Here is a 13,659-nt window from a genome sequence, read left to right as displayed (position 1 = left end):
GCGGTTTACCCCAACCGCCACAGCAGCAGGCGGTTGTTGGCCGGCATTGCTAGATCCCCCAGGCGGGTGAATCCGTTGTCGGCGGCCAGCGCCTGCACCGCTTCGCTATCGCGGATGCCGCTGCGCGGATCATGCGCCTTCAGCCAGGCATCGAACTGCGCATTGCTGTCACTGGTGTAGCGACCGCCGTAGTTGAACGGACCATACACCGCCAGCAGCGCGCCATGGCGCAACAGCGGCGGCAGCGCGCCGAACAGCGACTGCACGTACTCCCAGCCCATGATGTGCAGCGTGTTGGCGCTGAACGCCGCATCGAACGTGCTGCCTTCGGGCAGCGTCAGGCCCGGCGCAGGCGGCAGTTCCACCTGCAATGCCACCGGCGGCAGCAGGTTCAGCAGCGCGGCCTCCGCACGCCAAGCCTCGATGCCGGGCAGATGGTCCGCGTGGTCGCTGGGCTGCCAGCGCAGCCACGGCCAGCGCTCGGCGAAGAAGGCTGCGTGCTGTCCCGTACCGCTGCCGATTTCCAGCACCCGATGGCGGTCGCCCATCCACGGGTCGAGTGCGATGGCGATAGGTTCACGGTTGCGCTCGCAGGCTTCTGAATACGGCTTGCTCGACATCAGGGACGGTGTCCAGGCGGGGTCGGCCCCATTGTGCACGAGGGGTGTTGCTCGGCAGGGCTTGCAGCCCTGCACCCGCAGGAGCCGGAGCCAGAGCAACGTCAAAAGCTGGCATTCCGTGGGTTGGCGGGATGGGTCCGGTTGCGGGGGTCGCTGCAAGTACGTCCATGTAAGCTCGGTCGCCGCATCCATGCGGCTCACGCCCCCTCAACCGGACCCACCCCGCCTTCGACAGACTTCCGCGATCTGCCGGAACGGCGTACGGCTTTGGTGGGTGCCGACCGTTGGTCGGCACGGATGAGTTCATTCGATATCTGACCGATTTGTCGACCAAGGTCGACACCTACCAACAGCCGCCGGAATCCGTCGAAGGTGGGGCGGTGTCGGATTGCGGGGTGTCAGCCGCATGGATGCGGCTGCCAAGCCTACACGGACGTACTTGCGGCGTCCCCGCAATCCGACACCGCCCCGCCAACCCACGGAATGCCGCTCTGGCTCTGGCTCTGGCTTTGGCCGTTGCCGTTGCATTGAGCAGGTGCAGGGCTGCAAGCCCTGCCGAAACACCACCAACCATGACTGCAGTCACTTGCCCGGACGCGCCGCGCTGGCGAAAGTCGGGAAGTTGACGTGATCGGTCCGGCCCGTTGCCAACCGCACGCAAGCGAGAGAGAGAGAAACGCTGTGCAACGACGTGAGTTCCTGGCTTTTTCCGGTCTGGGCCTGGCGGGCCTGCTGCTGCCGCATTCCCGTGCCATCGCCGCCGAGCAGCTGCTCGCCCCGGTCGATACCGTCCAGCGCAGACGCCTGGCGGACGTAGCGCTCGCCGCCGCACGCACGGCCAAGGCCAGCTACTGCGATGTGCGCATTGGCCGCTACCTCAACCAGTCGGTCATCACCCGCGAACACCAGGTCGGCAACGTGACCAACCGCGAATCGTCCGGCGTGGGCGTGCGGGTGATCGTCAACGGCGCCTGGGGCTTTGCTGCTACCCATCAGCAGACCGAGGCCGCCGTACGCGCTGCGGTCGAGCAGGCCACGGCCATCGCCTGTGCCAATGCCAGCATCCAGACCCGGCCGGTGCAACTCGCACCAACGCCGTCGGTCGGTGAGGTCCGCTGGCAGACGCCGATCCGCCGCAATGCCATGGAAGTACCGATCCAGGACAAGGTCGAGCTGCTGCTGGCGCTCAATGCCGCCGCGCTGAATGCGGGCGCCGACTACATCAATTCCACCCTGTTCCTGGTCAACGAACAGAAGTACTTCGCCTCCAGCGACGGCTCGTTCATCGACCAGGACATCCATCGCATCTGGCTGCCATTCACCGCCACTGCCATCGACAAGGCCAGCGGCAAGTTCCGCACCCGCGCCGGCCTGTCCTCGCCGATGGGCATGGGCTATGAATTCCTTGATGGCGATGCGCGCGGCAAGGTGCATCTGCCCGGTGGCATCACCGCCTACCGCGACTCCTACGACCCGGTCGAGGACGCCATCGCCGCCGCCCGCCACGCGCGCGAGAAACTGAAGGCGCCGTCGGTGAAGCCCGGCAAGTACGACCTGGTGCTGGACCCGTCCAACCTGTTCCTGACCATCCACGAGAACGTTGGTCACCCGCTGGAGCTGGACCGCGTGCTCGGCTACGAAGCCAACTACGCCGGCACCAGCTTCGCCACCCTGGACAAGCGCGATGCCGGTTTCCGCTGGGGCAGCGACATCGTCACCTTCTTCGCCGACAAGACCCAGCCCGGCAGCCTCGGTGCGGTCGGCTACGACGACGAAGGGGTGAAGACCCAGCGCTGGGACCTGGTGCGCGACGGCATCCTGGTCGACTACCAGGCCACCCGCGATGAAGCCCATATCCTCGGCCGCGATGCATCGCATGGCTGCAGTTACGCCGATTCCTGGTCCAGCGTGCAGTTCCAGCGCATGGCCAATGTCTCGCTGGCGCCGGGCAAGCAGCCGCTCAGCGTCGAGGACATGATCAAGGACGTGGAGAACGGCATCTACATCCACGGCCGGGGGTCGTATTCGATCGACCAGCAGCGCTACAACGCGCAGTTCGGCGGCCAGCTGTATTACCAGATCAAGGACGGAAAGATCGCCGGCATGGTCGAGGACGCGGCCTACCAGATCCGCACGCCGGAGTTCTGGAACGCGTGCACTGCCATCTGCGACGAACGTGACTTCCGCCTGGGTGGTTCGTTTTTCGACGGCAAGGGCCAGCCCGGCCAGGTCTCAGCGGTCTCGCACGGTTCGTCCACCACCCGCTTCAACGGCATCAACATCATCAACACCGCGCGCAGTCTCGGCGCTTGAGCCACCCATCCTTCGACATGGAGAGCAGCCTTGCAAAGACGTGACTTCCTGGCCCTGACCGGGCTTACCGCGGGCGGGCTGATCGTGCCCTCCTTCTTCGGCAAGGCGATCGCCGCCGAGCAGCTGCAGAGCACGCTGGACCTGGGGCTGAAGAAGCGGCTGGCCGATGCGGCGCTGGCCGCCGCCCGCCAGGCCGGCGCCACCTACTGCGACGTGCGTATCGGCCGCTACCTGCGGCAGTTCGTGATCACCCGCGAGGACAAGGTGCAGAACGTGGTGAACACCGAGTCCACCGGTGTTGGCATCCGCGTGATCGTCAACGGTGCCTGGGGCTTTGCCGCCACCAATGCGCTGGGTACGGCCGATGTGGCCCGGGCCGCGCAGCAGGCCGCAGCGATCGCCAAGGCCAATGCCGGCGTGCAGACCGCACCGGTGCAGCTGGCCAAGGCGCCGGGCGTGGGCGAGGTGAGCTGGCGCACGCCGATCCGCAAGAATGCGATGGAGGTGCCGATCAAGGACAAGGTGGGCCTGCTGCTGGACGTCAACGCCGCGGCGATGGGCGCCGGCGCCAGCTTCGTCAACTCGATGCTGTTCCTGGTCAACGAGCAGAAGTACTTCGCCTCCACCGATGGCTCCTACATCGACCAGGACGTGCACCGCATCTGGGCACCGATGACGATCACCGCCATCGACAAGTCCAGCGGCAAGTTCCGTACCCGCGAAGGCCTGTCCTCGCCGATGGGCCTGGGTTACGAGTATCTGGACGGCGCAGCTGCCGGCAAGGTGGTCAGCCCGAATGGCGTGGTCAACTACAGCTCTTCCTACAACATGAAGGAAGACGCCATCGCCGCCGCCAAGCAGGCGCAGGAAAAGCTGAAGGCACCCTCGGTGAAACCGGGCAAGTACGACCTGGTGCTCGACCCGTCGCACACCTGGCTGACCATCCATGAGTCGATCGGCCACCCGCTGGAGCTGGACCGTGTGCTCGGCTACGAAGCCAACTACGCCGGCACCAGCTTCGCCACCCTGGACAAGCGCGAACAGCATTTCCAGTACGGCAGCGAGCTGGTCAACATCTTCGCCGACAAGACCCAGCCGGGCAGCCTCGGCGCGGTGGCGTACGACGATGAAGGCGTGAAGTGCAAGCGCTGGGACCTGATCAGCAATGGCAAGCTGGTGGACTACCAGACCATCCGCGACCAGGCCCACATCCTCGGCAAGACCGAGTCCGACGGCTGCTGCTATGCCGACTCGTGGTCCAGCGTGCAGTTCCAGCGCATGGCCAACGTCTCGATGGCACCGGGCAAGAAGCCGCTGAGCGTGCCCGACCTGATCAAGGACGTGGAGAACGGCATCTACATCATCGGTGACGGTTCGTTCTCGATCGACCAGCAGCGCTACAACGCGCAGTTCGGCGGCCAGCTGTTCTACGAGATCAAGAACGGCCAGATCACCCGCATGCTGGAAGACGTGGCCTACCAGATCCGCACGCCGGAGTTCTGGAATGCCTGCACCGCCGTGGCCGACGAGCGTGACTACCGCCTGGGCGGTTCGTTCTTCGACGGCAAGGGCCAGCCGGGCCAGGTCTCGGCGGTCTCGCACGGTTCGTCCACCGCGCGCTTCAACGGCATCAACGTCATCAACACCGCACGCAGCCTCGGCTGATCGGTCAGGAGCCCTTACACCATGAGTATCTTCACCGAAGCCCAGGCCAAGGCCATCCTCGACAAGGTCATTGCCCTGTCCAAGGCCGACGAATGCACCGCCGTGCTGGCGGGTTCGATCAACGGCAACATCCGTTTCGCCCTGAACAACGTTTCCACCAGTGGCATCGTCGACAACACCGAACTGGCGGTCACCGTCGCCTTCGGCAAGCGCGTCGGCACGGCCTCGATCAACGAGTTCGACGACGCCGCGCTGGAACGCGTGGTGCGCCGTGCCGAAGACCTGGCCCGGCTGGCCCCGGAGAACCCGGAGTTCATGCCGGCCATCGGCAAGCAGAGCTACCGCGCCAGCCCGACCTTCAGCGAATCCACCGCTGCCATCGATCCGGCCTTCCGTGCCAAGGTCGCCGCCGATTCGATCGCCCCGTGCCGTGGCCACGGCCTGATCGCCGCCGGTTTCCTTGAAGACGGCCAGGGCTTCCAGGCCACCGCCAACAGCAACGGCAACTTCGCCTACCAGCGCACCACCAACTTCGATTACACCTGCACCGTGCGTACCGAAGATGGCCGCGGTTCGGGCTGGGTCGGCCGCAACCTGAAGGATGCCGCCGACTTCAAGGCCGACCAGGACATCCGCATCGCCATGCGCAAGGCCACCGAATCGGCCGAAGCCAAGGCGCTGGAGCCGGGCAAGTACACGGTCATCCTGGAGCCCGCCGCGGCCGCCGGCCTGATCAGCTTCATGATGAACTTCTTCAGCGCACGCTCGGCCGATGAAGGCCGCAGCTTCCTGTCGAAGAAGGGCGGCGGCAACAAGCTGGGCGAGCAGGTCTACGACCCGCGCGTGACCATGATTGCCGACCCCTGGCATCCGGATGCACCGGTGCTGCCGTGGGACAACGAAGGCATGCCGCGCGAACGCATGGCGATCATCGAGAACGGCAAGATCGCCAACCTCGACTACTCGCGCTTCTGGGCGCAGAAGCAGGGCAAGACCGCCAAGGCCACGCCGGGCAACCTGCTGATGAGCGGTGGCGACAAAAGCACCGCCGAGCTGGTACGCGGCACCCAGAAGGGCATCCTGGTCACCCGTACCTGGTACATCCGCATGGTCGACCCGCAGACCGTGCTGCTGACCGGCCTCACCCGCGACGGCACCTTCTACATCGAGAACGGCCAGATCAAGCACCCGGTGAAGAACTTCCGCTTCAACGAGTCGCCGGTGATCATGCTCAACAACATCGAAGAGCTGGGCAAGCCGGTGCGCGTGGCCGGCGATGAATCCAGCTACGTGATGATGATCCCGCCGATGAAGCTGCGCGATTTCACCTTCACCTCGTTGTCCGACGCGGTCTGATGGATCGCCGGGCGTGCCTGCGCTGGTTGGCCGCTGCCGCTTCGGCGGCGGCGCTGCCGGCCTTCGCGCAGGCAGGCCCGCGCAGTTCGCGCTACGACTTCTGGTTCACTCGCCTGCAGTACGACTCCGGTGACTGGGACGTGGACGCGCGCATGCCGTCCAACCTGATCACCTCGCTGATCGACTACACCTCGCTGCGCGTGGACCCGCAGGAACACGTGGTGGCGCTGGCCGACCCGCGCATGCTGGAAGCGCCGTTCTGCTACCTGGCCGGGCACACGCTGGTGGAGTTCAACGCCGCCGAGCGGCAGAACTTCGTGCGCTATGTGCGCAATGGCGGCTTCGTCTTCGTCGACGACTGCAACCACGACATCGACGGCCTGTTCGCCACCTCGTTCGAGGCGCAGATGGGCCGCCTGTTCGGTCCCAGGGCACTACAGAAGCTGCCCAACAGCCACCCGCTGTACCGCAGCTTCTTCCGCTTCCCCGATGGCCCGCCCGCCACCAGCTTCGAACTCAACGGCTGGGGCGACGACCTGGTGCACGACTACCTGAAGGGTATCGAGGTCGATGGCCGCCTGGGGCTGCTCTACAGCAACAAGGACTACGGCTGCGAGTGGGACTACGACTGGCGCAACAAGCGCTTCCTGGCCGAAGACAACACGCGCTTCGGCGTCAACATCGTGATGTACGCGTTGAACAATTGATAGGACCTGCACGCCCATGACCTCCCCCGACCTCGATTCCCTGCTGCCGCGCCTGCACGATCTGCGCGCTGCGCTCGCACGCGCGGTGGTTGGCCAGAACACCGTGGTCGAGCAGCTGCTGATCGGCCTGCTGGCCGGCGGCCATTGCCTGCTGGAAGGTGCGCCCGGGCTCGGCAAGACCCTGCTGGTGCGCTCGCTCGGCCAGGCGCTGGAACTGCAGTTCCGGCGCGTGCAGTTCACCCCGGACCTGATGCCCAGCGACATCCTCGGCACCGAGCTGCTGGAAGAAGACCACGGCACCGGCCATCGCCATTTCCGTTTCCAGCAGGGCCCGATCTTCACCCACCTGCTGCTGGCCGACGAACTCAATCGCACCCCGCCCAAGACCCAGGCCGCACTGCTGGAAGCGATGCAGGAGCGCACGGTCAGTTACGCCGGCACCACCTATGCACTGCCGGCGCCGTTCTTCGTGCTGGCCACGCAGAACCCGATCGAGCAGGCGGGCACTTACCCGCTGCCGGAAGCGCAGCTGGACCGCTTCCTGCTGCACGTGCTGGTGGATTACCCCAGCGAGGACGAAGAGCGGCAGATCCTGGAGCAGACCACCGGCGGTGCCACCGACGCGGTGCCGAAGGTGATGGATGCCGAAGCGGTCATCGCACTGCAGGCCGCGGTGCGCCAGGTGCACGTCAGCCCCGATGTGCTGGCCTGGATCACCCGCCTGGTACGCGCCAGCCGTCCGGGCGACGGCGCGCCGGCCGCCATCAACCAATGGGTGAAATGGGGCGCCGGCCCGCGTGCCGGGCAGTCGCTGGTGCTGGCCGCGAAGGCCCGTGCGCTGCTGCAGGGCCGGTTCGCCGCCACCCGCGAGGATGTGCAGGCACTGGCCGCGCCGGTGATGCGCCATCGCCTGCTGCTGTCGTTCGCCGCCGAGGCCGAGCAGAAGCGTGCCGACGACGTGGTCGCCGCCCTGCTGCAGGCCGTGCCGTTCCCGGGTTGATTCACGCGTGAGCGCCGGTACCCCGCTGACCTTGCCACCGGAACTGCGTGCGCCTGCGCCTGCTGCGGTTGCGGCCGCGCCTGGCCAGCGGCGCCAGTGGCATCGGCCAGCACGCCAGCCGCAGCCGCGGTGCCGGCCTCGAATTCGCCCAGTACCGTGCCTACGAGCCCGGGGACGAACTGCGCCAGATCGACTGGAAGCTGTACGCCCGCTCGGATCGCTTCTTCGTGCGCGAGTCCGAACGCGAAAGCCCGATCACGGTCTGGCTGCTGCTGGACGCCACCGCTTCGGCCAACCAGGCGGATCGCGCGGTACCGCAGCGCACGCGCCTGGATCATATGCGCGGCGTGGCCGCGTGCGCGGTGGAGCTGGCCCTGCAGCAGGGCGACCGTTTCGGCCTGCTGGCGATCAATGGCGATGGACTGCAGCTGGTGCCCGCAGCGAACGGCGCACGCCAGCGTGATCGCGTGCATCTGCAACTGCATGCCCTGCAGGCACGCGGTGGCTGGCCTGCCGCCGATCGCCTGCGTCCCCTGTGGGAACGCGTGCGCCCGGGCGACCTGCTGCTGGCGATCGGCGACGGCTTCGACGAAGCCGGCATTGTGCTGCTGGAACAGCTGGCCAGCGCGCGCCGCGAAGTGGCACTGCTGCAGATCCTCACCGCCGACGAGCGCGACTTCCCGTTCGACGCCGGCCACCGCTTCCGCGATCCGGAGACCGGCGAGGAACTGTTGGGCGACGGCGCGGCGATCCGCGCCGACTACCTGCAGCGCTTCGCTGACGCACGGAGCGCGTTGCATGCGCGCCTGCGGTCCAGTGGCATCGCCAGTGCCACCGGCTGGCTCGACCGACCGTTGGACCAGGCACTGCAGGCGCTGTTCGGCCGTGGGGGCGGTGCATGACCCTGCTGTTCCCGCTCGGCCTGGCCGCGCTCGCCGCATGGCTGCTGCCGCTGCTGATCCATCTGGCCCGGCGCCATCCGTACACGCCGCTGGATTTCGCCGCGCTGCGCTGGCTGCGCGCACAGATCCGGCCGCGCCAGCGCGTCCGCTTCGATGACTGGCCGTTGCTGCTGGTGCGTCTGCTGTTGCTGGCCGCACTGGCCCTGCTGTTGGCACGACCTGCGTTGACCGGCCCCTCTCCCGCCTCCGATGCGTGGACGGTGGTGGCCCCTGGCCTGGACGCTGCTGCACTGCGTGGTACCGCTGCGGACCGCAATTGGCACTGGCTGGCACCTGGCTTCCCCGCCATCGAACAGGCGCCTCCTGCAGCCAGCGCCTCCCTGCCCAGCCTGTTGCGCGAACTGGACGCACAGCTTCCCGCGGGCACCGCGTTGGTCGTGCACGTTCCCGATCCCCTGCCCGGCCTGGATGGTGCCCGCCTGCAGCTTTCGCGCGACGTGCAGTGGCACACGCAGCCGATACCGGTCACCCCGCCGCAGACTGCAGCAACTCCGCCCCGGTTACGCGTGCACGGCGAAGCATCCGCGACTACCCAGCGCTGGTTGAACGCGCTGCAGCGCGCGTGGGGCATGCAGGCACCGCTCGCTCCGCTGCCGGCAGATGCCCTGCCCGAACGCGGCGAGATCGGCGTGTGGAGCCGCAGCGATGCACTGCCGGCGAACTGGCAGGCGTGGCTGCGTGACGGCGGTCGTGTCATGACTGCCGGCAAGCCTGCTGCCAGTGCCAGCATCCTGCTGCGCGATGCCGAGGGCACACCGCTGCTGTGGCAGCAACGCATCGGCCACGGCTATCTGCTGTCGCTGCCGGGCGACTGGAATGCCGCCAGCAACGCCGCGCTGCGCGATCCGCGCATGCCGCGTGCCCTGCTGCTGACGCTGCAGCCGCCCACGGCTCCGCGCCTGGGCGATGCACGTGACCAGGCACCGCAGCGGGCCACATTGCCTGCTGCAACACCACCGCTGCGTGAGCCGACGCCTTGGCTGTTGCTGGCCATCGTGCTGCTGTTCGCGCTGGAACGCTGGATGGCCAGCAGCGCCCGCCGCAGGGTGGGCGCATGAATACCTTGCAGCACGCCTGGCAACGTGCGCGCCGCCGCCGTGCGCTCATCACCCTGCTGCTGGGCCTGCCATGGGCGCTGGCTGCGGCGGTGCTGGCCCTGCGTCTGGCAGGTTTCGATATCGCCTGCGTCGTCGGTACGATCAGCCTGCTCGCGTGTGCGGGCTTCGCCACTGCGCATGCCCGCCAACTGGACCGGCAGTGGCTGCAACGCCACCTTGATGGCAGCGGTGCCAGCGAGGACAGCGCCGATCTGCTGTTCGCCGATGCCGCCACGCTCAATCCGCTGCAGCAGCGCCAGCGTGCGCATGTGCTGGCCACACTGGAACGCGCGATGCCGGAGCTGCGTCCGCGCTGGCCACGTGGTGCATTGGCGCTGTGTTGGATCGCAGGGCTGGCCATTGTTGTGCTGGCATTCGGCTGGCCACGTTCGAACCCCGGTTCCGCGCCTACCCGCACGTCGGCGCCCGGCAGCACTGCTGCCGCAGGCCCGCTGCGCCTGCAGTCCACCCGCCTGCGCATCGACGCGCCGGCCTATACCGGCCAGGCCACGCTTACCCAGAATGCGCTGGACGCCAAGGTCGCCGCCGACAGCCGGCTGTCCTGGTCGCTGCGTTTCGACCGCGCACCGGACAAGGCATGGCTGCAGTTCCACGACGGTCGTCGGTTGCCACTGAGCGAGCACGAAGGACAGTGGCAGGCACAGGACATTGCACGCACGCCGGTGCTGTACCGCGTGGTGAGCGAACCGGCACTGGCAGAGACCCGTCTGCATCGGCTGGATGTGGTGGCCGACCGTGCACCCAGCGTGCGCGTACTGGAGCCCACGGCCAGCCTGGTGCTGGGCACGCCGGCGCAACGACAGTGGGCACTGCGCTTCGAGGCCAGCGACGATTACGGTGTCGCGGCGCAGGCAACGCTGTCGATCACCACCACCCAGGGCAGCGGCGAGAACATCACCTTCGTGAAGCGCAGCGTCATGCTTGCCGGCAGCGGCGAAGCCACCGCGCGGCGTTTCGCCCACACCCTTGATCTGGCTGCGCTGGGCGCGCAGCCCGGCAACGATGTGATCGCCCAGCTGGAGGTGCGCGACAATCATGCACCCACGCCGCAGACCGGGCGCAGCAGCAGCGTGATCCTGCGCCTGCCCAGCGCCGAAGTCGCGCTCGGTGCAGAGCTCGAGGGCCGCATCAAGAAGACCCTGCCTGCGTACTTCCGCAGCCAGCGGCAGATCATCATCGATGCCGAAGCGTTGATCCGGCAGCGACGCAGCCTGGCCGCCGAGGACTTCGTGAAGCGCAGCGATGCGATCGGTGTCGACCAGCGCATCCTGCGCCTGCGCTACGGCCAGTTCCTGGGCGAGGAAAGCGAAGGTGCGCCGAAGCCACCGCCGACCAGTGACCTGCCCACCAGCGATACGCCGGCCGCAGACGACCACGACCATGACGACGAGCACGATCACGACCATGGCGCCGATGCAGGCGCGCACGACGCGCATGGCCATGACCACGGCGGCAAGCCGGCCAATGCCGATACGCCACCGGTGTTCGGCAGCGCCACCGATGTGCTGTCGGAGTACGGCCACACCCATGACCACGCCGAGGCGGCCACCCTGCTCGATCCGCAGACCCGTGCCACGCTGAAGGCCGCGCTGGACCAGATGTGGTCGGCCGAAGGCGAGCTGCGCCAGGGCCGTCCGGAGCAGGCATTGCCTTTTGCCTACAAGGCGCTGGGCTTGATCAAGCAGGTGCAGCAGGCCGAGCGCATCTACCTGGCCCGGGTCGGGCCGGAGCTGCCACCGATCGATGAAGCCCGTCGCCTCGGCGGTGATCGCGCTGGACTGGCCAGTCGCGAACTGCCGCTGGCCGCGCGCACCCCGCCCGATCCGGCCATCGTTGAATCCTGGCAGCGCCTGGGTGATGACAACGGCGCACCGGATCTCGATGCGCTTGCGGCCTGGCAGCAACGCAATGCGGCCTACCTGCCTGATGCATTGGATCTGGCTGCGGCCATCGAGCAGCTGCGCATCGAGCCCGACTGCAGCGACTGTCGCCAGCGCCTGCGTGCGCAGCTGTGGCGGGCGCTGCAGCGTCCACTGCCACAGGCGATGCGCCGCAGTGCGGCCGATGCGATGGGCCAGCGCTACCTCGATGCGCTGGAGGGGCAGCCATGAACGCCTCCAGCCTGAACCTGTGGATTGCGCTGGCACTCGCTCTGGCGGTGGTCATCGCCAGCGTGCGCCAGCTGCGTGGAAGCACCGCGCACCCTGGCCGCCGGTGGAGCGTGATCGCACTGCAGATCATCGTCGCCACGCTGCTGTACTTCTGCCTGGTGCCGCCCACCCGCCAGCAACCCGCAGGCGGGCTGGTCGTGCTTGGCGTCGATGCGGGCAAGGCCGGCGCGCTCCCGGCCAGCGAAGGCCCGCTGTTGCTGTTGCCGGAAGCTGCCGATGTGCCCGGCGCACAGCGCGTTCCCGACCTGGCCACCGCGCTGCGCCAGCATCCGGCCGCCACGCTGACGCTGGTCGGTGCGGGCCTGGCCGCACGTGACCGCGACGCGGTGCTGCCGCCGGATGTACGTTGGCAGGCCGCACCGGAGCCGCGCGGCTGGATCGCGCTGCAACCACCGGCCGATGTCGCACCCGGTGCCCGCTTCGATGTGCAGGCTCAGGCGCGTGGCGCGGCCAAGGCGAAGGCCGAACTGCTCGACCCGGCCGACAGCGTGGTCGATCGCACGGACGTTGCCGACGACGGCCGCGTGCAGCTGAGTGGCATCGCCCGCGCCGAAGGCCGCAGCGTGTTCCAGCTGCGCCTGCTCGATGCCGACGGCCATGTGGTGGACAGCGTACCGGTGCCGCAGCAGACCCTGCCGGCCGCACCGCTGCGCCTGCTGGTGCGCGCCAGCGCGCCGGGTCCAGAGCTGAAGTACCTGCGCCGCTGGGCAGCCGATGCCGGCATCCGCGTGCAGGTGCAGGCGGATACCGGGGCCGGACTCAGCATCGGCGATGGCGCGGTGTCGATTGATGCAGCATCGCTCACGCGCAGTGATCTGCTGCTGCTGGACGAGCGCAGCCTCGCGGCATTGAGTGCAGGCCAGCTGGCCACCGTGCGCCAGGCACTGCGCGATGGACTGGGCGTGCTGGTACGCAGTGCGGGCGCGCCTTCGGCCGGTGCGCGCCAGCGCCTCCGCGATCTGGGCCTGCCCGTGCAGGGCGATGGCAGCAGCCACACCCTTGAACTTCCCAGCGATGGCGAAAGCGCGATCCTCGCCGCACGACGTGGCCCGCTTGCCGCCGGCACGTTGCCGACCGGCTACGGCGAAGAGGCCGACCGCAGCTCGCACAGTGCCGCGCTGCCTTCGCTGGAAGCACTGGCGTTGCAGGCGCCGGGCAGCAACGCGCTGCTGCACGATCGGGGCGGCAAGGCCGTCGGCGGCTGGCGCGCGGTCGGCAACGGACGCATCGGCTGCTGCCGCTGACCGACAGCTGGCGCTGGGTGCTGGCCGGCCGCGATGACCGCCACGGCGAACTGTGGAGCGACGTGGTTGCCACGCTGGCACGCGCGCAGGGCAGCGGTGATGCGCTGTGGTCACCACAAGTGATTGCCTGGGCCGGAGAACGGCAGTCGCTGTGCGGCGCGCAGGCGCCCCTGCAGGTCTTCAGCAAGCGTGGCGACGCTGTACCCCTGATTGTCGATGGAGCGACGTCGGCGCTGCGCTGCGCCGGCTGGTGGCCGCGTGAAGCGGGCTGGCAGCGCCTGCAGCATGGCGACAGCGTTGTCTGGCGCTATGTGTTCGACCCGAAGGACGCACCCGCACTGCATCGACAGGCGATGATCGATGCGACCACGCGGGCGTTGGCCTCCAGTACATCGGCGAATGCGTCGGTGATGCAACCCGTGGCAGGCTCACGCTGGCCGTGGTGGCTGGCGTTCGTGTTGTGCGCATCGCTGCTGTGGTGGCTGGAACGGCGGCGCTGACCG

At 68.0% G+C, this 13,659-nt stretch carries 8 protein-coding genes and 2 pseudogenes; 9 read left to right on the top strand and 1 reads right to left on the bottom strand.

Annotated features, from left to right (window positions below):
* Positions 1-5: 5 nt before the first annotated feature.
* The gene (locus FQS62_RS00630; RefSeq protein ID WP_208043771.1) at positions 6-620 is read right to left on the bottom strand and encodes a DUF938 domain-containing protein; all 615 of its coding nucleotides are present in this window, start codon (positions 618-620) and stop codon (positions 6-8) included.
* Between the two features lie 681 nt (positions 621-1,301).
* Here FQS62_RS00630 and FQS62_RS00625 point away from each other — a divergent pair.
* From FQS62_RS00625 to FQS62_RS00585, 9 genes and pseudogenes are all read left to right on the top strand, one after another.
* Positions 1,302-2,933 (top strand): TldD/PmbA family protein, encoded by a 1,632-nt coding sequence (locus FQS62_RS00625; RefSeq protein WP_208042884.1) that lies wholly within the window; start codon positions 1,302-1,304, stop codon positions 2,931-2,933.
* 30 nt (positions 2,934-2,963) lie between these two features.
* Positions 2,964-4,598 (top strand): TldD/PmbA family protein, encoded by a 1,635-nt coding sequence (locus FQS62_RS00620; RefSeq protein WP_088480140.1) that lies wholly within the window; start codon positions 2,964-2,966, stop codon positions 4,596-4,598.
* A 21-nt stretch (positions 4,599-4,619) separates the two neighbouring features.
* Positions 4,620-5,954: a TldD/PmbA family protein gene (locus FQS62_RS00615; RefSeq protein ID WP_088480141.1), complete on the top strand. Its 1,335-nt coding sequence runs from the start codon at positions 4,620-4,622 to the stop codon at positions 5,952-5,954.
* Entirely contained in the window at positions 5,954-6,661 is a 708-nt protein-coding gene (locus FQS62_RS00610) for a DUF4159 domain-containing protein (protein WP_049448319.1), read from the top strand. Before FQS62_RS00615 ends, FQS62_RS00610 begins: the two co-directional genes overlap by 1 nt.
* 16 nt (positions 6,662-6,677) lie before the next feature.
* Positions 6,678-7,661 carry an AAA family ATPase gene (locus FQS62_RS00605; RefSeq protein WP_049448317.1) on the top strand — a complete coding sequence of 328 codons (984 nt, stop codon included), beginning with the start codon at positions 6,678-6,680 and terminating at the stop codon, positions 7,659-7,661.
* A gap of 7 nt (positions 7,662-7,668) precedes the next feature.
* Positions 7,669-8,563, top strand: a pseudogene (locus FQS62_RS00600) (DUF58 domain-containing protein).
* The gene (locus tag FQS62_RS00595) at positions 8,560-9,681 is read left to right on the top strand and encodes an N-terminal double-transmembrane domain-containing protein (protein ID WP_208042886.1); all 1,122 of its coding nucleotides are present in this window, start codon (positions 8,560-8,562) and stop codon (positions 9,679-9,681) included. Before FQS62_RS00600 ends, FQS62_RS00595 begins: the two are co-directional and overlap by 4 nt.
* Positions 9,678-11,852, top strand: coding sequence for a hypothetical protein (locus FQS62_RS00590; RefSeq protein ID WP_208042887.1), 2,175 nt, complete (start codon positions 9,678-9,680; stop codon positions 11,850-11,852). The genes FQS62_RS00595 and FQS62_RS00590 overlap by 4 nt, the downstream gene beginning before the upstream one ends.
* Positions 11,849-13,656: pseudogene (locus tag FQS62_RS00585) on the top strand (hypothetical protein). The gene FQS62_RS00590 and the pseudogene FQS62_RS00585 overlap by 4 nt, the downstream one beginning before the upstream one ends.
* The last annotated feature ends 3 nt before the right edge of the window (positions 13,657-13,659 follow it).

This window comes from Stenotrophomonas sp. SBJS02, assembly GCF_020428325.2.
GTDB classification, from domain to species: domain Bacteria; phylum Pseudomonadota; class Gammaproteobacteria; order Xanthomonadales; family Xanthomonadaceae; genus Stenotrophomonas; species Stenotrophomonas africana.
Note: the sequence above shows the minus strand (reverse complement) of the source record. Positions and strands in the feature narration are given on the sequence as shown.

What these genes read in the sequence shown, in the direction of transcription:
- FQS62_RS00615 (WP_088480141.1), top strand. Translation starts at nt 4,620, where the DNA reads ATGAGTATCTTCACCGAAGCCCAGGCCAAGGCCATCCTCGACAAGGTC.
- FQS62_RS00595 (WP_208042886.1), top strand. Translation starts at nt 8,560, where the DNA reads ATGACCCTGCTGTTCCCGCTCGGCCTGGCCGCGCTCGCCGCATGGCTG.
- FQS62_RS00605 (WP_049448317.1), top strand. Translation starts at nt 6,678, where the DNA reads ATGACCTCCCCCGACCTCGATTCCCTGCTGCCGCGCCTGCACGATCTG.
- FQS62_RS00630 (WP_208043771.1), bottom strand. Translation starts at nt 620, where the DNA reads ATGTCGAGCAAGCCGTATTCAGAAGCCTGCGAGCGCAACCGTGAACCT.
- FQS62_RS00610 (WP_049448319.1), top strand. Translation starts at nt 5,954, where the DNA reads ATGGATCGCCGGGCGTGCCTGCGCTGGTTGGCCGCTGCCGCTTCGGCG.
- FQS62_RS00590 (WP_208042887.1), top strand. Translation starts at nt 9,678, where the DNA reads ATGAATACCTTGCAGCACGCCTGGCAACGTGCGCGCCGCCGCCGTGCG.